The organism is Myxococcus sp. AS-1-15 (genome assembly GCF_020037055.1).
Lineage (GTDB): Bacteria > Myxococcota > Myxococcia > Myxococcales > Myxococcaceae > Myxococcus > Myxococcus fulvus.
Window position 1 is genome coordinate 149,537 of the sequence record NZ_JAIQDF010000014.1, and the last position, 21,779, is coordinate 171,315.

Consider the following 21,779-nt stretch of genomic DNA (forward strand, 5'->3'; position numbering starts at 1 on the left):
TCTTCGAGATCTGCTTCCTTGAGTTGAGGTGTCGACATGTCCGCGAATGAGTCGAAGCCCGCGAGCCCCCGTGCTCGCAGGCCGCCCCCCGTGGTGCCGGTCCGCCGCGAGGGCGCGCCGCCGCTCTCCTTCGCCCAGCGCCGCATGTGGTTCCTCTCGCGGCTGGACCCCTCGGGCTTCGCCTACAACGCGCCGTTCTTCTCGCGGCTGAAGGGCAGGCTGGACGTGGCCGCGCTGGAGCGGGCGCTGACGGAGGTGGTGCGCCGGCACGAGGCGCTGCGGACCACCTTCGCCGAGGTCGCGGGCGAGCCGGTGCAGCACATCTCGCCCGAGGCGACCGTGACGCTGCACGCGGAGCGGGTGCAAGGGGAGAAGGAGGCGCGTCGGCACGCGGAGGAGGAGGCGAGGCGTCCGTTCGACCTGCGCACCGGGCCGATGCTGCGCGCCCGGCTCCTGCGGCTGGGCGAAGACGACCACGTGCTGCTGCTGACCCTGCACCACATCGCGTGCGACGGGTGGTCGCTGTCGCTGCTGGAGCGCGAGCTTCGCGAGCTGTACGGCGCGCTCGTCGAGGGGCGCGAGCCCGCGCTGCCGGCGCTGACGGTGCAGTACGCGGACCACGCGGCGTGGCAGCGGGAGTGGTTGACGGGCGAGGTGCTGGAGACGCAGCTCGCATGGTGGCGAGAGCACCTGGCGGGGGCCTCGCCGGCGCTGGAGCTGCCCACGGACAGGCCGAGGCCCGCGGTGCAGTCGACGCAAGGCGCGGTGCTGGGCGTGCCGCTGCCCGCGGAGCTGATGCGGGCGCTGCACGAGCGGTGCAAGCAGGAGTCGGTGACGCCGTTCATGTGGCTGCTCGCGAGCCTGCAGGTGCTGCTGTCGCGGCACAGCGGCCAGCCGGACGTGGTGGTGGGCACGCCCATCGCGGGGCGCACGCGGCGCGAGGTGGAGGGGCTCATCGGGTTCTTCGCCAACACGCTCGCGCTGCGCACGGACGTGGATGGACACGAGTCCTTCAAGTCGCTGCTCGCGCGGGTGCGCCGCTCGTGCCTGGGGGCGTATCAGCACCAGGACGTGCCCTTCGAGCGACTGGTGGACGCGCTGCGGCCGGTGCGTGACCTGAGCCGCTCGCCGCTGTTCCAGGTGCTGCTCGTCCTGCAGAGCGCGCCGCCGCTGGTGCGACTGCCGGGGCTGGAGTCGCGCGACGCGGACTTCGAGCCCGGCGTGGCCAAGTTCGACCTCACGCTCTTCGTGCGCGAGACGCCGGACGGCTGGATGGGGTTGTGGGAGTACAGCACCGCGCTCTTCGACGAGGCGACGGTGCGCAGGCTCGCGGGGCACTTCGTCCGCTTCCTGCAGGGCGTGGTGGGCAACCCGGAAGCTCGGGTGGGAATGGTGCCGCTCCTGGATGACGAGGAGCGGGGGGCGGTGGTGCGGGAGTGGCACTGGAGGCAGGAGTACCGGTCTCCCTCCTGGTTGCTGCATCGGCGCGTGGAAGCCCAGGTGGCGCGCGCGCCGCACGCGGTGGCGGTGACGGATGGACGCGAGTCGTTGACGTACGCGCGATTCGAGGCGCGGGCCAATCAGCTCGCGCACCACCTGCGGACGCTGGGGGTGCTCCCGGGTGACGTGGTGGGTCTGTGCTTGGAGCGGGACAGCCTGGACCTGCCCGTGGCGGTGCTGGCGACGTTGAAGGCGGGCGCTGCGTGCATGCCCCTGGATGCGAGCTACCCACGGGAGCGACTGGCCCGGATGCTCGAGGACGTGGGCGCGCCGGTGGTGCTGGCGCACTCGTCGCTGGAGGCCGTGCTTCCTCCGGAGGGTGCATCGCGTCGGGTGCGATTGGATGAGCAGGCCGAGCGAATCGCCGAGGCGTCCACGCTGGCGCCCGCGTGGGTGCTGTCTCCCGTCACGCCCTGCTACGTCCTCTTCACGTCCGGGAGCACGGGCCGGCCCAAGGGCGTGACGATGTCCCACGGCGCGCTGGACACGCTGGTGCGCTGGCAGCTCAAGAGCACGGCGGCGCCGCGCGCGCGGACGTTGCAGTTCAGCGCATTGAGCTTCGACGTGTCGTTCCAGGAGATGCTGTGCACGTGGTGCGAGGGCGGGACGCTGGTGCTCGTCTCCGCCACGACGCGGCAGGACCCGGCCCTGTTGCTCGCGCACATGCGGGAGCATGGCGTGGAGCGGCTCTTCCTGCCGTACGTCGCGCTCCAGTCACTGGCCGAGCGAGCCCGGCACGAGCCGGCGCTCCCTCCGTTGAGGCAGGTGGTGACGGCGGGCGAGCCGCTGCAGGTGACGCCCGCGGTGGTGTCGTTCTTCGAGCGGCTGCCCGGGTGCGTGCTGGAGAACCAGTACGGTCCGACGGAGTCGCACGTGGTGACGGCCTGGAGGGCGGAGGGCCCGCCGTCGACGTGGCCCGCGCTCCCCCCGGTGGGCAAGCCCATCACGCTCGCGACGGTGTTCGTGCTGGATGCGTTCGGAGAACCGTGTCCCATCGGCGTCACGGGGGAGCTGTACCTGGGAGAACGGAGCCTCGCGCACGGCTACTGGGGACGTCCGGAGTTGACGGCGGAGCGCTTCGTCCCCAGTGCGGTGCAGGGTCATCGAGACGGGAGGCGCCTGTACCGCACGGGTGACCGGGGACGGTGGCTCGCGGATGGGAACCTGGAGCTCCAGGGGCGCTCGGACGAGCAGGTGAAGGTGCGTGGCTTCCGCGTGGAGCCCGGCGAGGTCGAGGTCGCCCTGAAGGAAGTGGAGGGCGTGGAGGACGCGGTGGTGGTGGCGCGTGTCTCCGAGCGGGGTGGGAAGCAACTGGTGGGCTACGTCGTCGCGACGGGCGCCTGGGATGCCGAGGCGCTGAAGCGTCGTCTCGCGAAGCGGCTGCCCGAGTACATGGTGCCCTCGGTGCTGGTGCCGCTGGAGGCCCTGCCGCTGACGCCGAGCGGGAAGGTGAATCGCCGGGCATTGCCCCAGCTGGAGTCAGCACGAGAAGAGCCGGGTACGCGCTACGAAGCGCCGCGCACCGCGATGGAGGAGATGCTCGCGAACGTGTGGCGCGAGGTGCTGGGCGTGCCGCGTGTCGGCGTGCGAGATGACTTCTTCGCGCTGGGTGGACACTCGCTGCTGGCGACGCGCGTGGTGTCGCGCCTGCGGGACGAGCTGGGCCACGACGTCCCCGTGCGACTGTTGTTCGAGGTGCCCACGGTGGAGGCGCTGGCCGAGCGACTGGGCACGACGGCGGGCGGGAGTCCGCGGCGCCCCTCGCTGACTCGCGGGGACCGACCGGTGGACCCACCGCTGTCGTTCGCGCAGCGACGGCTGTGGTTCCTCGCGCAGCTGGATGCGGGCGGACACTCGTACAACCTGCCCTTCGTCGTCCGGCTCCAGGGGGCGGTGGACGCGCGTGTCCTGGAGCAGGCCCTCACGCAGGTGGTGCGCAGACACGAGGCGCTGCGCACGAGCTTCGTGGAGGTGGGCGGAGAGCCCGTGCAGCGCATCGCCCCGGACGCGGCAATCTCCCTGTGCGTGACGTCCGTCGAGGACGCCGTCGACGTGGAGGCGGCGGTGCATGAGCAGGTGGTTCGCGAGGTCCAGTCGCCCTTCGATGTGACGCGAGGCCCGCTGCTCCGGGCGAGCCTGTTGAGGGCGGGCCGGGACGAGCAGGTGCTGGTGGTGGTGCTGCACCATCTGGTGGCGGATGGCTGGTCGCTCGGCGTGCTTACGCGGGAGCTGGAGTCGCTGTACGTCGGGGCGGAGCTGCCTGAGTTGCCGGTGCAGTACGCGGACTATTCGGCGTGGCAGCAGGACTGGTTGAAGGGCGAGGTGGAGTCCGCGCAGCTCGCGTGGTGGGGCGAGGGGTTGAAGGGCGCGCCGCCAGTGTTGGAGCTGCCCACGGACAGGCCGAGGCCGCCGGTGCAGGGCTACCGGGGCGCGAGCGTGCCAGTGCGGCTGTCCGCGGAGCTGAGCGAGTCCCTGCGACAGCTGGGGCGGCGCGAAGGTTCGACGCTGTACATGACGCTGCTGGCGGGCTTCCAGGTGCTGCTGGCGCGCTACAGCGGACAGTGGGACGTGGTGGTGGGTTCACCGGTGTCGGGTCGCTCGGCGAGGGAGACGGAGGGCCTCATGGGCTTCTTCGTCAACACGCTGGCCCTGCGGGGGCAGCCGGATGCGGCGCGCTCCTTCGAGGTGTTCCTGCGTCAGACGAAGGAGTCGGTGCTCGGGGCGCTCGCGCACCAGGACGTGCCCTTCGAGCGACTGGTGGAGCACCTTCGTCCGGAGCGGGACCTGAGCCGCTCGCCGCTGTTCCAGGTGCTCTTCACGTTGCAGGACGCCGCGCCGCTGTTGTCGTTGCCCGGTGTCACCGCGAGCCCCTGGGACTTCGCGAGCACCATCGCCAAGTTCGACCTGGAGTTGTTGCTGGTCGATGCCCCCGGCGCGAGCGTCGAGGGCCAGTTCATCTACAACGCGGACCTCTTCGATTCGTCCACGGTGCAGCGAATCGCCGCGTGTTTCCTGGAGCTGTTGTCGAGCCTGTCCGCCCGTCCCCAGGCTCGACTGTCGACGCTGCCCCTGCTGCCCGCGGAGGACCGTGCGCGACTGTTGGTCGAGTGGAACCAGACGGCGGTCGAGTTCCCGCGTGAGGCGTGTGTCCACCACCTCTTCGAGGAGCAGGTGGCGCTGCGCCCCGACGCGGTGGCGCTGGAGTTCGGTGACGAGCGGCTCACCTATCGGGAGCTGGAGGCACGAGCCAATCAGCTCGCCTGGGCCTTGAGGGCGCGCGGCGTCGGCGTGGACGTGCTGGTGGCGGTGTGTCTGGACCGCTCGGTGGAGCTCATCGTGTCGCTGCTGGCCATCCTCAAGGCCGGTGGCGCGTACGTGCCGCTCGACCCCAGCTACCCGGCGAAGCGACTGGAGCAGATGCTGGAGGACTCGGCGCCGCGGTTGCTCATCACCACCCGGGTCCTCCTGGAGCAGCTGCCTCGGGAGGGACGTCCCGAGCTGATGTTGCTGGAGGAGGAGCGGCTGGACGGACAGCCGACGACGGCGCCGCGCATGCCGGTGTCGGGACGCAATCTGGCGTACGTGGACTTCACGTCCGGGAGCACGGGCCGTCCCAAGGGCGTGGCGGTGGAGCACCGGGGCGTGCTGCGGCTCTTGTACGGCGCGCCCTACGCGAAGCTGGGACCGGAGGAGACGTTCCTGCTCATCGCGCCCATCTCCTTCGACGCGTCGACGTTGGAGGTCTGGGGTCCCTTGTGTCTCGGCGGAAGGTTGGTGGTCTTCCCGCAGCGCTCGCCGAGTGACCTGGACCTCCTGTCCGAGGTGCTCCGACGTCACTCGGTGACGCTGCTGCATCTGACGTCGGGTTTGTTCAGCCAGATGGTGGAGCTGGGCTTGGAGGGGCTGAAGACGGTGCGTCAGCTCCTGACGGGCGGCGACGTGGTGTCCGCGCCCCACGTGAGGCGCTCGCTGGAGGAGCTGTGCATCCCGGTGACGGCCTGCTACGGGCCCACGGAGAGCACGCTCTTCACCTCGACGCATCGGATGACGCGGGTGGAGGACGTGGGGACGTCGGTGCCCATCGGCCGGCCCATCGGCAACACACAGGTCTACATCCTGGACGAAGGGATGGAACCGGTGCCCGTGGGCGTGGCGGGAGAGCTGTTCATCGGTGGCGATGGACTGGCCCGAGGCTATCTGCGCCAGCCCGACGTGACGGCGGACCGCTTCATCCCGAATCCCTTCAGCGCGGCGCCGGGAGAGCGCCTCTACCGCACGGGGGACCTGGCGCGGTGGCGCCCGGACGGGGTGCTGGAGTTCCTGGGGCGACGCGACAGCCAGGTGAAGGTGCGGGGCTATCGCATCGAGCTGGCCGAGGTGGAGGCGGCGTTGCTCGCGCATCCCTCGGTGAAGGAGGGGCTCGTGGTGGTGCGCGACGGAGCCGGCGGCAAGCGGCTGGTCGCGTACTACGTCGAGCAGCAAGGGCCCGAGACGCTGAAGGTGCGCGACTGGCTGAAGCAGAAGCTGCCCGAGTTCATGGTGCCCTCGGCCTTCGTGCGACTGCAGGCGTTGCCGCTGACGGCCAACGGGAAGGTGGACCGCAGGGCCTTGCCGTCGCCGGACCAGGAGGGGCCGGGCATCGAGGAGGTGCAGAGTCCTCGGACGGTGATGGAGTCACTGGTCGCGCGCATCTGGACACCGCTGCTCGGCGTGGCGCGGGTCGGCGTGAAGGACGACTTCTTCGCGTTGGGGGGCCACTCGCTGCTGGCGACGCGCGTGGTGTCGAGACTGCGGGAGGCACTGGGGCGTGACGTGCCGGTGCGGTGGTTGTTCGAGACGTCCACGGTGGAGGCGCTGGCGGAGCGACTGGAGGGGCTGACGGCGCGAGGCTCCGGTGCGAGCCTCTCCGTGCCGTCGCGCGTGCCGAGGCTCGCGGGGATGCCGCTGTCGTTCGCGCAGCAGCGTCTGTGGTTCCTGGGGAAACTCGACGCGGGCGGGTATTCGTACAACCTGCCGTTCGTCGTGGGCCTGAGTGGCCCGCTGGACGTGGAGTTGTTGGAGCGGTCGCTCGCGGAGGTCGTGCGGCGACACGAGTCGCTGAGGACGACATTCGAGGAGGTGGAGGGACAGCCGGTGCAGCGCATCGCCTCCGAGGCGGTGGTGCGGCTCGCGGTGGCCTCCGTGCAGGGCGAGCTGCGTGACGCGGTGGAGAAACTCGCGCGCGAGCCGTTCGACCTGGGCGCGGGGCCGCTGCTGCGGGCGACGCTGTTGGAGTCGAGCGAGCGTGAGCACGTGCTGGTGCTGGTGGTGCACCACATCGTGGCGGACGGCTGGTCGATGGGGGTGCTCGCGAAGGAGCTGGAGTCGCTCTACGGCGTGAGCGCTGAGCCGCTGCCGGAGCTGCCGGTGCAGTACGCGGACTACGCGGTCTGGCAGCGCGAGCGGTTGCAGGGCGAGGTGCTGGAGGAACAGTTGTCCTGGTGGAGGGCGAGGCTGACAGGAGCGCCCGAGGTGTTGGAGGTGCCGACGGACCGGCCGAGGCCCGCGGTGCAGCGCTACCGAGGGGCGACGGTGGAGGTGGGCCTGCCCTCCGAGCTGAGTGAGAAGCTGAAGCGCCTGAGCCGACAGGAGGGCGCGACGCTGTACATGACGCTGCTGGCGGGCTTCCAGGTGCTGCTGGCGCGCTACAGCGGACAGTGGGACGTGGTGGTGGGCTCACCGGTGTCGGGCCGCACGGTGAAGGAGGTGGAGGGGCTCATCGGCTTCTTCGTGAACACGCTGGTGGTGAGGACGGAGGCGGCGGGAGAGCTGACGTTCCGGGAGATGTTGGGACGGGTGAAGGAGTCGGTGCTCGGTGCGTTCGGTCACCAGGAGGTGCCGTTCGAGAAGCTGGTGGAGGCGCTGCAGGCGACGCGTGACACGAGTCGGGCTCCGTTGGTCCAGGTGGCCTTCGGATTGAACGGGCCGGCGCGGCTGCCCGCGTTGAGAGGCCTGAAGGCGTCGGAGGTGAAGTACGAGCCCGGGATGGCGAAGTTCGACTTCGCGCTCTCCGTCCGGGAGGACGCGGAGGAGCTCACGGGCTTCTGGGAGCTGAACACGGACCTGTTCGAGGTCTCCACCGTGGAGCGGATGGCCGCGCACTATCAGCAGGTGCTGGAGGCGGCCGTGGCGGACCCCGAGGCGCGAGTGGGGACGCTGCCCCTGTCGGGACATCGCGAGGTGCCGGAGAAGGTGGACGTCGCGCGCATCCAGGCGCGTCGGCTCGAGCGTGTGGCGCGCGACTCCGTGCCCGAGGGTTTCATCGCGCCTCGGACGGGCTTCGAGGAGCTGGTGGCGGGCGTCTGGGCGCCGCTGCTGGGCGTGAAGCATGTGAGCGCGGAGGCCCACTTCTTCGAGCAGGGGGGGCACTCGCTGTTGGTGATGCAGGTGGCCTCTCGGCTGCGTGACGTGCTCGGGCGAGACGTCCCCGTGCGGACGCTCTTCGAGAACCCCACGGTGTCCTCGCTCGCGAGGAGCCTGGAGACCCTGGTCCGTGGAGGGACTGGAGCGGAGCGTTCCGCGCTGCTGCCCGTGCCGCGCATCGGCGCCTTGCCGCAGTCGTTCGCGCAGCAGCGCCTGTGGTTCCTGGACCGCCTTGAGCCCGACAGCCCGCTCTACAACATCCCGCTCGCGCTGCGACTCGAAGGCGCGCTCGAGGTCAGTGCCTTGGAGCGTGCTTTCGCGTCGCTGGTCCGCCGCCACGAATCCCTGCGGACGACCTTCCATCAAGAAGGGCAGGGTGCGGTTCAGTCCATCCAGGCCGCAGGCCCCGTGGCGCTGCCTGTGGTGGACCTGGGTGGCGTGTCCGGGGTTCGTCGTGAGCAGGAGGCGCTGCGGCTGGCCGTCGAGGAAGGACGTCGCCCGTTCGACCTGGGCAGGGGACCGCTGCTGCGAGCGACGTTGTTGAAGCTGGGCGAGCACGAGCACGTATTGGTGCTGGTGGTGCACCACATCGTGGCGGACGGCTGGTCGATGGGGGTGCTCACGAAGGAACTGGAGGCGCTCTACGGCGCGCATGTGAGAGGCGAGGCCGCGACGTTGCCGGAGCTGCCGGTGCAGTACGCGGACTACGCCGTCTGGCAGCGAGAGTGGTTGCGGGGGGAGGTGTTGGAGGAGCAGCTGTCCTGGTGGAGGGCGAGGTTGGCTGGAGCACCGGAGGCGCTGGAGGTGCCGACGGACCGTCCGAGACCGAAGGTGCAGAGCTACCGAGGCGCGAGCGCTCCGGTGCGATTCTCGCGGGAGCTGAGCGAGAAGCTGAAGCGCCTGAGCCGACAGGAGGGCGTGACGCTGTACATGACGCTGCTGGCGGGCTTCCAGGTCTTGCTGGCTCGCTACAGCGGACAGTGGGACGTGGTGGTGGGCTCGCCGGTGTCGGGGCGCACGGTGAAGGAGGTGGAGGGACTCATCGGCTTCTTCGTGAACACGCTGGTGGTGCGCACGGAGGCGGCGGAGGAGCTGACGTTCCGGGAGATGCTGGGACGGGTGAAGGACGCCGTCCTCGGAGCGCTGACGCATCAAGAGGTCCCGTTCGAGAAGCTTGTGGACGCGCTGCAGTTGAGCCGTGACCTGAGCCGCTCGCCGTTGGTGCAGGTGTCCTTCGCGCTCCAGACGGCGCCCGTGGGTGAGCTGTCCTTGCCGGGGCTCACCGCGCGCACGCTGGACCTGGGAACGAGGACCGCCAAGTTCGACCTCGCCCTGGCCCTGCGGGAGGACGAGGAGGGACTGGTCGGCGCCTGGGAGTTCAACACGGACCTGTTCAAGACGGCGACCGTGGAGCGGATGACGGCGCACCTCCTGCGCTTGCTGGACGTGGCGGCGGAGGTGCCGGAGGCGAAGCTGAATGCGCTCCCGATGCCGGGCCATCGCGAGCCGTCACGGAAGGTCACGGGCGCGCGCATCTCCGCCCGGGGCAAGGCGCAGGGCTCCCAGGCGGAAGGCTTCATCGCGCCGAGGACGGCGATGGAGGCGCGGGTCGCGGAGGTCTGGGAGCCCCTGCTGGGCGTGGGGCGCATCGGCGCCGAGGACCACTTCTTCGAGAAGGGTGGACACTCGTTGCTGGTGATGCAGGCGGCGTCCCGTCTGCGCGAGGCGCTGGGGGTCGAGGTCCCGGTGCGGATGCTGTTCGAGTCCCCCACCGTGTCCTCGCTCGCGGAGAGCCTGGAGGGATGGGTCCGAGGGGGCACGACGCCTCGAAGCCCGGTGCTCGTCCAGTCGACACGAGACGAAGCCCCGCCGCTTTCCTTCGCCCAGCAACGCCTGTGGTTCCTCGACCGACTGGAGCCGAACAGCCCGCTCTACAACATCGCCCTCGCGTTGACGCTGGAGGGGGCGCTCGAGGTCGGAGCGTTGGAGCGCTCGTTCCAGGAACTGGTCCGGCGCCACGAGTCTCTTCGGACCACCATCCGCCAGACCGAGCAGGGCGCGGTGCAGCACATCGACCCCGCCGCCTCCATCCAGGTGTCCCGGGTGGACCTGACGGGCCTGCCCCCGGAAGAGCGAGCACGAGAAGCCCTGCGACTGGGGACCCAGGAGGAGCAGCGTCCGTTCGACCTCGTCACGGGGCCGTTGCTGCGAGTGACGCTGCTGAAGCTGAGCGAGCACGAGCACGTGCTGGTGCTGGTGGTGCACCACATCGTGGCCGACGGCTGGTCGATGGGGGTGCTCACGAAGGAGCTGGAGGCGCTCTACGGCGCGGACGTGAGAGGCGAGGCCGCGACGCTGCCGGAGCTGCCGGTTCAGTACGCGGACTACGCCGTCTGGCAGCGGGGACGACTGGAGGGCGAGGCGCTGGAGGAGCAGCTGTCGTGGTGGAAGGAGCAGCTGACGGGCGCGCCCGAGTACCTGGAGGTCTCGACGGACCGTCCGAGGCCCGCGGTACAGAGCTTCCGCGGCGCCGCCGTGCCGGCGCGACTCTCTCCGGCCTTGAGCGAGAAGCTGAAGCACCTGAGCCGACAGGAGGGCGCGACGCTGTACATGACGCTGCTGGCGGGCTTCCAGGTGCTGCTGGCGCGCTACAGCGGACAGTGGGACGTGGTGGTGGGCTCACCGGTGTCGGGCCGCACGGTGAAGGAGGTGGAGGGGCTCATCGGCTTCTTCGTGAACACGCTGGTGGTGAGGACGGAGGCGGCCGGAGAGCTGACGTTCCGGGAGATGTTGGGACGGGTGCGGGAGTCGGTGCTCGGCGCGTTCGGTCACCAGGAGGTCCCGTTCGAGAAGCTGGTGGATGCGTTGCAGTTGAGTCGCGACCTGAGCCGCTCGCCGTTGGTGCAGGTGTCCTTCGCGCTCCAGACGGCGCCCGTGGGTGAGCTGTCCTTGCCGGGGCTCACGCAGCGACCGTTGGACCTGGGCTCGCAGGTGGCCAAGTTCGACCTCGCCCTGGCGATGCGCGAGGACGCGGAGGGGCTGGCGGGGTACTGGGTCTTCAACACGGACCTGTTCGACCGCGCGGCCATCGAGCGCATGGCGGACCACTTCCAGTCGCTCCTGGAGGCTGCGGTCGAAGTGCCGGAGACGAAGCTGAGCGAGCTGGCGATGCCGGGGCATCGCGAGGTGCCGGTGAAGCACCCTGTGTCGCGCATCCAGGTCGGACGCTCCACGAGGTCGGAGTCGCGACAGGTGACGGAGGGCTTCATCGCGCCGAGGACAGCGATGGAGGAGTTGGTCGTGGAGACCTGGGCCCCGCTGCTGGACGTGAAGCGAATCAGCGCCGAGGACAATTTCTTCGAGCGCGGTGGACACTCGTTGCTGGTGATGCAGGTGGCCTCGCGCTTGCGCAAGGTGCTGGGGCGCGACGTGCCGGTGCGCCTGCTCTTCGAGGCGCCCACGGTGTCCGCCCTCGCCGCGAAGCTGGAGTCGCTGGTGCGCGGCGGAGGCGGGACGGGGCGGCCGGAGCTCGTCCCCGTGACGCGGGTCGAGGGGATGCCGCAGTCCTTCGCGCAGCAGCGCCTGTGGTTCCTGGACCGCCTGGAGCCCGGGGGCTCGCTCTACAACATCGCCTTCGGGATGCGTTTGGAGGGAGACCTCGACGTCGCGGCGCTGGAGCGCGCCTTCAACACGCTCATCCAGCGTCACGAGTCGCTGCGAACCACCTTCCAGCAGGAGGCACGGGGGGCGGTGCAGCACATCCACGCCTCCGCGGCGCTGGTGCTGCCGGTGGTGGACCTGAGTGGGCTGACGCTTGAGGCCCGCGAGCAGGAAGCCCTGCGTCTGGGCGCGGAGGACAGCCGTCGTCCGTTCGACCTCGTCACGGGCCCGCTGCTGCGCGTGACGCTGTTGAAGCTGAGCGAGCGGGAGCACGTGCTGGTGCTGGTGGTGCACCACATCGTGTCCGACGCCTGGTCCATGAGTGTGCTCGCGAAGGAGCTGGAGACGCTCTATGGCGCATACGTGAGGGGGGAGTCCGCGACGCTGCCGGAGCTGCCGGTGCAGTACGCCGACTACGCGGTCTGGCAGCGTGAGTGGTTGAAGGGTGAGGTGCTGGACGAGCAGCTGTCGTGGTGGAAGACGCGGCTGTCGGGAGCGCCGGAGTACCTGGAGGTCCCGACGGACCGCCCGAGGCCGCCGGTGCAGAGCTACCGGGGCGCGAGCGTCCCGGTGCGGTTCTCGCGGGAGCTGAGCGAGAAGTTGAAGCGCTTGAGCCAGAAGGAGGGCACGACGCTCTTCATGACGCTGCTGGCGGGGTTCCAGGTGCTGCTTGCGCGCTACACCGGACAGTGGGACGTGGTCGTGGGCTCGCCGGTGTCGGGCCGCACGGTGAAGGAGGTGGAAGGACTCATCGGCTTCTTCGTGAACACGCTGGTGCTGCGCACGGAGGCGACGGGGGCGCTGACGTTCCTGGAGCTGTTGGGGCGCGTGAAGGAGTCCGTGCTCGGTGCGTTCAGCCACCAGGAGACGCCGTTCGAGAAGCTGGTGGAGGCGCTGAGCCCGAAGCGGGACATGAGCCGCGCGCCCGTGGTCCAGGTGGTGTTCCACCTGCTGAACACGCCGTCCGGAGACCTGTCCCTGCAGGGACTCACGCAGCGTCCCCTGGACCTGGGACTGAAGGCCGCGAAGGTGGACCTGTCGCTGGGCCTGCGGGAGACGGCCGATGGAATCGACGGCCTCCTCGAGTTCGGCGCGGACCTGTACGACGTCTCGACCATGGCCCGCTTCTCCGAGCACCTGGTCCGGTTGATGGAGGCCGCGGTGGAGGCGCCGCGGACGCGCCTGTGGGACCTCCCGCTCCTGTCCGGGGCCGCGCACGGTGAGCTGCTCACCCAGCAAGGCCACGCGGAACCCTCCGAAGGCGAGTGCCTGCATCGCCTCTTCTCTGCCCAGGCCGCGCGCACGCCCGACGGCGTCGCGGTGGAGATGGACGGACAGCGGCTGTCCTACGCGGAGCTCGACCTGCGCTCCCAGGCGTTGGCGGTGTTGCTGCGCGAGCGGGGTGTGAGGCCCGACATGGTGGTGGGCCTGTGTCTGCGGCCGGGCTTCGAGTGGGTGGTGGCGATGCTCGCCATCCTCAAGGCGGGAGGCGCCTACATGCCGCTGGACCCCGACCATCCGACGGAGCGGCTCGCTTACCTGCTGAACGACTCCGGAGTGCGGCTGCTGGTGTCCCGCTCGGAAGAGGCTTCGCGGCTCGACTACTCGGGAGACACTGTGTTGTTGGACCGGGTGGTGGTGCCGGAGGGCCGCGCGGGCGAGGTGGCGCCCGAGGTCACGGCGCGAAACCTCGCGTATGTCATCTACACGTCCGGCAGCACGGGCCGCCCGAAGGGCACGCTCCTGGAGCACCGCGGCGCGGCGAATCTGGCGCGGTCCTTCCCCACGGTGCTCGGAGGGCTGGGGCCAGGAGACCGCGTGTTGCAGTTCGCGCCCGTGAGCTTCGATGGCTCGGTGGCGGAGCTCATCCCCACGTTGTTGAACGGGGCGACGTTGTGCCTGGCGCGTCGCGAGCAGATGTCACCCGGCAGCCCGTTGACGGAGCTCCTCGCGCGGGAGCGAATCACGGTGACGATCCTCCCGCCCTCCGTGCTCGCGGTGTCCCCGGTGGTGGAGTTGCCCGCGCTTCGGGTCCTGCTCTCCGCGGGCGAGGCGTGCAACGCGGAGTTGGTGGCGCGCTGGAGCCCCGGGCGTCGCTTCGTCAACGGCTATGGCCCCACGGAAGGGACGGTGTGCGGCACCTGGGGTGAGTGCTTCGCGGGCGCCCGGCTCACGATTGGCCGGCCGTTGCACAACGTGGTCGTGAGGGTGATGGACGAGGCGGGGCACCTGGTGCCGCCCGGTGTCTGGGGTGAGCTGTATCTCGGAGGGATGGGGCTCGCGCGAGGCTACCTGGGCCGACCCGACCTGACGGCGGAGCGCTTCGTCCCGGACCCGTACGCGGACGGAGGCCGCCTGTACCGCACGGGCGACGTGGTGCGCATGCTGGAGGACGGACGGCTCGAGTACCTGCGTCGAGCCGATACCCAGGTGAAGGTGCGTGGCGTGCGCATCGAGCCGGGCGAGGCGAACGCGGCGCTCGCGACGTGCCCGGGAGTGCGGTCGTCCGTCGTCATGGGCCGCGCGGACACTCCGGGGGACATGCGACTGGTGGCCTACGTGGTGCCCGAGGAGGACGTCACGCTGACGGTGGACGTGCTGCGAGCGTGGATGAAGCGCACGCTCCCGGAGGCGCTGATTCCGTCAGCCTTCGTGCTGTTGCGCGAGCTGCCCCTCACGCCGAACGGGAAGCCGGACTGGAAGGCGCTCCCCGCGCCGGAGTCGAGTCGCCCGGAGCTCAGTGGCGGCTACGTGGCGCCCCGGGAGGGACTGGAGGCCGTGCTCGCGCGACTCATCGCGGAGGTGCTGGGGCTGGACCGCGTGGGCGCGGGAGACAACTTCTTCGACCTGGGTGGCAACTCGCTGCTGTTGCAGACGCTCCAGGTGAAGGTGGAGGCGGAGCTGTCGCGCAAGGTGCCGTTGGTGTCCCTGCTCCAGTTCCCCTCCGTGCGAACGCTGGCCGAGCACCTGTCCCCGACGCAGGCGGCGCCGAAGTCTCCGTCGACGGCGGAGAACCGGCGCGAGGGACTCCAGCGGCTCGCGCGCCAGCGGCGTCAGCGGCCGGGTTCGGATTAGGGCAGCAGCCGCGCCAGCTTCGCTCCGAGCACCTCGACGTGAGGTGCCTGGAGCATCGTGTAGTGGTCGCCAGGAGTGATGTCCACGCGCGTCGCCGCGCCCAGGTCCAGCCAGCCCAGCTCGGGGTGTGGAGGGAACCCCGGGGGCGGACGTCGGGCGCGGAAGTACTGGACCTCTCCTCCCTCCCAGCGCGGTGGCGTGTAGAGGCTCAGGGCCCGGGAGTTCGCTCGCAGCACGTCGAGCTGCCGACGCGCGTCCTCGACGGTGGCGAAGGGCGGCGCGAGACCTTGGCGCTCCGCCTCCTCCTGGAGCCTGCGGAACTGCTCCTCCACGGGGAGGTCCTCGGGCCACTTCGCGGCGGGGTCGAACATCTCCCCCGCGCGGAAGGCGAGCAGGGATATCCGGTCGGCGAGCTCGGTGGAGAAGGAGCCAGGAGGCGGCGTGTCCAGGAGCGCGCACAGGGGCACGGCCTCGCCTTCGGCCGACAGGCGCCGCGCCATCTCGTAGACGATGGTGCCGCCCAGTGAGGCGCCGATGAGCAGGTAGGGGCCTGTCGGTCGGATGACTCGGAGCGCGGCGACATAGTGCGCCGCCATCTGCTCCACAGTGGTGAGGCAGGGCTCGTCGCTCTCGAGGCCCACGGCGGAGAATCCGTACACGGACCGGTCGGGCGCGAGCTGTCGGGCCAGCTCCCGATAGAAGAGCACCTGTCCGCCCGCGGCATGCACGAAGAACAGGGGGGCCTTCGAGGACGTGCCGGTCTGAAGCTGGACGACACAGTCGGGGCTCGTCTTCGGTGTCGGGCGAGCACCGCTGATGCGCTCGGCGAGTCGGGCGACGGTGGAGGCTTCCAGCACGGCCTTCAAGGGCAGCTTCGCGCCGAGGCGCTCCTGGATGCGGGCGCTCAGGCGCAAGGCGAGCAGGGAGTCGCCACCCAACGCGAAGAAGTCATCGTGGATGCCGATGTTGTCGAGGTGGAACGTGAGGCGGAAGCACTCCAGCAGCGTGGCCTCCGTGTCGTCGCGAGGTGGCGCGGCGCGCGAACCCTCGGGCCGTGGTGGCGCGGGCCTGGGTTCTTCACGGGGCCCCACGGAGCGCGGAGTGGCCGTGACGGGTTCAATCCAGTACCGCTCGCGGTCGAAGCTGTAGCCGGGGAGGGTGACACGCCGCCGCTGGTCGCCCGCTCGGAAGCGCTCCCAGTCGATGGTGATGCCCGCGAGCCACGCCTCGCCGAGTGACGCGAGCGGATGCGTCGGCTCCTCGGAGGTGTACGGCAGCGTGGAGACCACGGGCTGGGTGGAGCGGCTCGGGTGGCGTCGGGTGAGCGAGGACAGGGCCGTTCCGGGGCCGACCTCGATGAAGGCTCGCTCCTTGCCCGAGAGCAGCAGGTGCAGGGCCTCCGAGAAGCGCACCGTCTCTCGCAGATGCCGGCACCAGTAGTCGACGGTGACGGCCTCGCGCTCGGTGAGCCAGTCTCCGGTGAGGCTGGAGACGATGGGGAGCTTGGGCGCGCGCGGCTTGATGCGGGACACGACGCGCGCGAAGTCCGGCAGGTGCGGCTCCAACATGAACGAGTGCGCGGCCTGTCCCAGCCGGAGCCGTCGGGCCTCGATGCCTCGCGCGCCGAGCTCCGACTCGAGGGCGTCGAGCGCCTCCAGTGCGCCGGCGATGACACAATCGGAGGGCGTGTTCAGCGCGGCCACGGACAGTCGTGGATGGAGCAGGGCCTCCACCTGGGCCACGGGCGCGAGGACCGCCGTCATCCCACCGGGCGGGAGCTGCTCCATGATTCTTCCGCGCGCGGTGACGAGCTCCAGTGCCTCCTCCAGCGTGAAGACGCCCGCCACACACGCCGCCACGTACTCGCCGAGGGAGTGGCCGAGCAGCGCCTCGGGCTGGACGCCTCGGGCGAGCCACAGCTGCGCGAGCGCCCAGTCGCAGGTGAAAAGCGCGGCCTGGGTCCAGAGGGGGCGTGACAGCTCTCGCGCCGCGGTGTCGTAGCGCTCGGCGGGGGCGAACATCACGTCGCGCACGTCGGCGCCGAGAGGACCTCGGAGCAGCGCCGCACAGCGGTCGATGGCCTGTCGGAAGACGGGTTCGTCGAGCAGCTCCGCGCCCATGTTCACCCGCTGGGAGCCCGCGCCGGGGAACAGGAAGACCGCGCCACGCTTCTCCGCCGGGTCGTGGCTCGTGCGTGGACGTTGTCCCGGGTCGCGCAGGCGCGCGGCCGCGTCCTTCGCGGTGCTCGCGGTGACGAAGCTCCGGTGCTCGAAGCGGTGACGTCCGACCTGGAGCGTGTGTGCGATGTCCGCGAGCGCGTCCTGGGTGTGCTCCAGGTGCTCGGCCAGCTCGGTGGTCATCCGCTCCAGCGCGGCGTCGGAGCGAGCGGAGAGCAGCAGCAGCTCCGTCCCGCGGGACGCAGGTGACGCGGGACTGACAGGGGCCTCCTCGAGCACCACGTGCACGTTGGTGCCGCCCATTCCGAACGAGCTCACGCCCGCGCGGCGCGGCCCGCTGGAGCTCCACGGACGCGGCTCGGCCACGACGTAGAAGGGACTGTCGTCGAGGCCCAGGAGCGGATTGGGCCGACGGAAGTGGACCGTGGGGGGGAGGTGGCGGTGCTCCAGTGCCAGCACGGTCTTGATGAGTCCCGCCACGCCGGCCGCCGAGTCGAGGTGGCCCAGGTTGCTCTTCACCGAGCCCAGGCCGATGGAGCCCGGCGCCACGCCCTCGAAGACCTGCTTGAGGGCGGTGACCTCCACCGGGTCACCCAGTGGCGTGCCCGTGCCATGCGCTTCGATATAGGAGACGGAGCCCGGCTCCACGCCCGCGAGCGCCAGCGCATCACCGATGGCGGTGACCTGTCCGGAGACGGAGGGCGCGGTGAACCCCGCCTTGCCGCTGCCGTCGTTGTTGGCGGCCGAGCCGAGGATGACCGCGCGAATGGGGTCGCCATCCGCGAGCGCGTCCTCCAGGCGCTTGAGCAGCACCACGCCCACGCCGTTGCCCGGCACAGTGCCAGCCGCCTGGGCATCGAAGGCGCGGCAGTGTCCATCGGGCGAGGAGATGCCACCCTCCTGCGTGGGGTAGGCGCTCAACTGCGGCGAGCGCACGGCCGCGCCACCGGCGAGCGCGAGCGTGCACTCGCCCGCGAGCAGCGACTGACACGCGAGGTGTACGGCGGTCAGCGACGTGGAGCACGCCGTCTGCACCGTCATCGCGGGGCCGGTGAGGTTGAGCTTGTAGGCCACGCGCGTCGCCAGGAAGTCGCTGTGCGTGCCGAGGACGCTCTCCGTCCAGTCGCTGGAGCGGCGCTCCATGTTGGGCAGGACGTTCGTCAGCAGATAGCTGCTGAGGGACGCACCGCCGTAGACGCCCACGTACAGGGGCCGGGCGCGAGCGGTGTAGCCCGCGGCCTCGAGCGCCTCCCAGCAACACTCCATGAAGAGCCGCTGCTGCGGGTCCAACTGCTCGGCCTCGCGCGGTGAGTAGCCGAAGAAGCGCGCATCGAAGAGGTCCGCGCCCTCGATGACACCCGCCGCCGCGACCCACCCCTCTTCCGAGGGATGGCCGGCCCTCGCCCGCTGCTCGGCGTCCAGCACCGTGACGCTGTCGACACCCGAGATGAGGTTGGACCAGAAGCTCCGCGCGTCAGAGGCGCCCGGAAAGCGGAGCGACAACCCGATGATGGCGATGGCGGACGCATGCTCACTCATCCCTGAAATAGAGCATGCCCCGCTCCGCGAGTTGAGCCCGCACCACGATATTTCCAGTGGAGTCCCGAGGGGGATGTGCCCCCGCTTGCCATCCCGCGCGGGAGCGGCGCACCCGTTCCGACGAGGTCGCCCAGGTTCCAGACCCGCGTTGTGTCGCGGGTCGTGCGTGGCCCGCAGGCGCAGGGAGGTGCGGGGTGTTGGATGAACTGTCTTTCAGCCCGAGAGGGCTTGCGGGACTGGGTATGCCGCGATGGGTTTGCGTCCGAGGGCTCGGGTGGAATGAGGCGCGGTTGTTGTGTGATTGTTGTGTGGGCCAGCGGTTGTGTCTTCCATTGCTGGCTCCTTCTCTGTCCATGGAGGCCTCTCGTGTCGAACAAATCCGTGCTCGACGGCTTTCGTCGTCAGTGTGCCCTCAATCCCAGTGCCCCCGCGGTGGTGGGGCTCCGTGAGCGCCTCTCCTATGCGGAGCTGGACGCGAGGAGCAGCAAGGTCGCGGCCCATCTCCAGGCGCGAGGTGTCGCCAGGGGCTCCTTGGTGCCCGTGGTGACTGAGCACTCGGAGAGCCTCATCGTCGCTTTCCTGGCCGTCATGAAGGCGGGCGCGGCGTACGTGCCCATCGACAAGGCCTTCCCGGACCGCCGCAAGCAAGCCATTGCCAGCCAATGTGATGCGCCCCTCGTGCTCTCCACCACGTCCTCGACCATGACGTTGCCGGGCTGGGAGGTGCAGTCCCTCGATGAGCTGCTGCGCCAGGCGCCCGTGAAGGCCTTCCGTGAAGTGGACATCCAGGGGCATGACGCGGCCTATGCCATCTTCACGTCGGGGACCACGGGGCAGCCGAAGGGCGTGGTCATCGAGCACCACTCCCTGGCGAAGCTGGTGCGGTGGCACAACGCCCGGTTCGACATGGGGCCTGGCAGTCACACGCTGTTGATGGCCAGCGTGGCCTTCGATGTCTCGCAATGGGAGGTGGGCTCCGCCCTGGCGGCGGGGGCTTGCATCCACGTGCTCACGGACGACATCCGTCTGGACGTGGGGGCCTTGCTGGCGTTCTACGCCGAGCACGGCATCACCCACGCCTTCCTCCCGACGGTGATGGTGCCAGACTTCGTCGGAAGGTCCGCACACCAGAAGCTGGCCCTGCGCTACCTCTTCACCGGGGGCGAGAAGCTCCATCCGGTGGAGACCGAGGGACTCTCCTACACCCTGGTGGACTATTACGGACCGACGGAGACCACCATCTTCGTCACCCACCGGGTGGTGGAGAGCAGGCGCCTGAACCGGCCCGCCTCCATCGGGACGCCCGTCGCCGGCGCCGAGGTCTTCATCCTGGATGAGCGACTGGAGGTGGTGCCTTGGGGGGAGGCGGGGGAGTTGTGCATCGCGGGTGACTGCCTGGGGCGCGGCTATCTCGGAGATGCCGCGCTGACGGCCGAGCGCTTCGTCACGCCGCCTTCGCTCGGTGGCCGCGTCTATCGCACGGGGGACCTGGCGCGTGGGCTGCCGGATGGGAGCATCCAGTTCCTCGGGCGACAGGATGAGCAGATCAAGATTCGCGGCAATCGCGTGGAGATGGGCGAGGTGGAGTCCGTCCTCATGCGCGGCCCGGCGCTCAAGGCCGCCGCGGTACTGGTCGATGACTCCGCGGGTCCCTCCAACAAGCGACTGGTGGCGTTCGTCTCGCCGCGTGACACCCAGGTCCCCACCTCGACGCTCATCGCGAGCCTGAGGGCGGCGCTGCGCGTGGAGCTGCCCGACTTCATGCTGCCTGGCCAGTACCTCTGTCTGGCCTCGCTCCCCACCACCGCCAATGGCAAGACGGACAAGCAGGCCCTGCGGGAGATGCTGCGGACCTCCACGGTGCGGACGCAGGGCGAGGAGGCGTTCTCCGGCGAACTGGAGAAGAGCCTCGCCAGCGCCTGGACGGAGGTCCTCGGCCACTCCGGGTTCACGGCGGACGACAGCTTCTTCGAGGTGGGAGGGCACTCGTTGCTGGCCTCCACGCTCGCCGCCAGCGTCTCCCGTCGTCTCGGGCTGAAGGCCTACATTCGTGATGTCTACGAGCACAGGACCGTTCGGAAGCTCGCCTCGGCGCTGGAGCCGCGAGCCGCGCACGGGGGCGCGATGCATGACCCGGAGCCCCTGCGCGCGCTCCGGGAGGATGTCTGGCTCCTGCCCGGCACGGACTTCTCCTCGGGCTTCGACCCCGGGCGGCTCGCGCGGCCGCGGCACATCCTGCTCACGGGGGCCACGGGCTTCGTGGGCGTCCACCTGCTGTCGGAGTTGCTCTCGCGCAACGACGCCGACGTCCATTGTCTGGTGCGCGATGTCAGCGACGCGCTGGGACGCGCGCGGCTGCGACAGGTGGTCGACCACTATCAGGTGCCGCTGAGCGAGCGTGACTGGGAGCGGGTGCGGGTCCATGCCGGAGACATCGCCGCGCCCCGCTTCGGGATGTCCGAGGAGGACTACCGCCAGCTGTCCGCGTCGGTGGACGTCATCTATCACTCGGCTGGCGCGGTGAACTTCATCGAGCCCTACTCCCAGATGAAGCGCGACAACGTCGAGGGCGTGCGGCAGGTGATTGCCTTCGCCGGCCATCAGCGGGTCAAGGCGCTGATGCTGTTCTCGACGCTCTCCATCCACAGCTGGGGCAACCGGCTCACCGGCAAGAAGGTGATGCGGGAGACGGACGACATCGACCAGAACCTCCCCGCCGTCATCTCCGACATCGGCTACGCGAGCAGCAAGTGGGTGATGGAGAAGATCGCCGACCTCGCGCAGTCGCAGGGCCTGCCCTTGATGACGTTCCGTCTGGGCTACGCGACGTTGCACAGCCGCACGGGCGCCTTCGCCAGCTACCAGTGGTGGGGACGGCTGGTCAGCACCTGCCTCATCCTGGATGCCGTCCCGGACCTGCGGGGGCTGCACGAGGGGTTGACCACGGTGGACTACATGACGTCGGCGATCGCCGTGATTGCCCGCGACCCGAAGGGGCTGGGCAAGAAGTTCCACGTCGCGCCCGCCCCGGAGCACGACCTGACGCTCCTGGAGTTCTTCGAGCGGGTGGGAAAGTCCCTGGGACGTCCCCTGCCGGTGGTGCCGTTCAAGGAATGGGTCTCCCTGTGGGACACGGACCCCGAGGCGCCCATCTTCCCGTTGCTGAGCATCTTCAGGGACCCGTTGAGTGGGGGACAGGCGATGGTGGAGCTGTACCAGGACAACTACGTCTGGGATTGCACCCACGTGCGCCAGCACCTGGCCGGCTCGGGGATTCAGGAGCCCACCTTCACCCCCGAACTGCTCGGCTTCTACCTGGACAAGGTGCGCGGCAGCCCGGGGATGATGTCCTGGCGTCCCAAGCAGCGGTGGAAGGCGGCGGGCTGAGGCCGTTGCTCGAACCCGCACGTCCCTTGGCGCTATAAG

Annotated in this window: 3 protein-coding genes; 2 read left to right on the forward strand and 1 reads right to left on the reverse strand. The window is 70.0% G+C overall.

The window, feature by feature from the left end; genetic code table 11:
• The first annotated feature begins 36 nt into the window (after positions 1-36).
• Positions 37-14,637 carry a non-ribosomal peptide synthetase gene (locus tag K8625_RS31875; protein WP_223784834.1) on the forward strand — a complete coding sequence of 4,867 codons (14,601 nt, stop codon included), beginning with the start codon at positions 37-39 and terminating at the stop codon, positions 14,635-14,637.
• On the opposite strand, the gene K8625_RS31880 is transcribed toward K8625_RS31875, so the two are convergent.
• Positions 14,634-18,353 carry a type I polyketide synthase gene (locus tag K8625_RS31880; protein ID WP_223784835.1) on the reverse strand — a complete coding sequence of 1,240 codons (3,720 nt, stop codon included), beginning with the start codon at positions 18,351-18,353 and terminating at the stop codon, positions 14,634-14,636. The two genes, K8625_RS31875 and K8625_RS31880, sit on opposite strands and share 4 nt — an antisense overlap.
• Positions 18,354-18,719: 366 nt before the next feature.
• On the opposite strand from K8625_RS31880, the gene K8625_RS31885 reads away from it, so the two are divergent.
• On the forward strand, positions 18,720-21,740 hold the full coding sequence (locus K8625_RS31885) for an amino acid adenylation domain-containing protein (protein WP_223784836.1): 3,021 nt from the start codon (positions 18,720-18,722) through the stop codon (positions 21,738-21,740).
• The last annotated feature ends 39 nt before the right edge of the window (positions 21,741-21,779 follow it).

What these genes read in the sequence shown, in the direction of transcription:
- K8625_RS31875 (WP_223784834.1), top strand. Translation starts at nt 37, where the DNA reads ATGTCCGCGAATGAGTCGAAGCCCGCGAGCCCCCGTGCTCGCAGGCCG.
- K8625_RS31880 (WP_223784835.1), bottom strand. Translation starts at nt 18,353, where the DNA reads ATGAGTGAGCATGCGTCCGCCATCGCCATCATCGGGTTGTCGCTCCGC.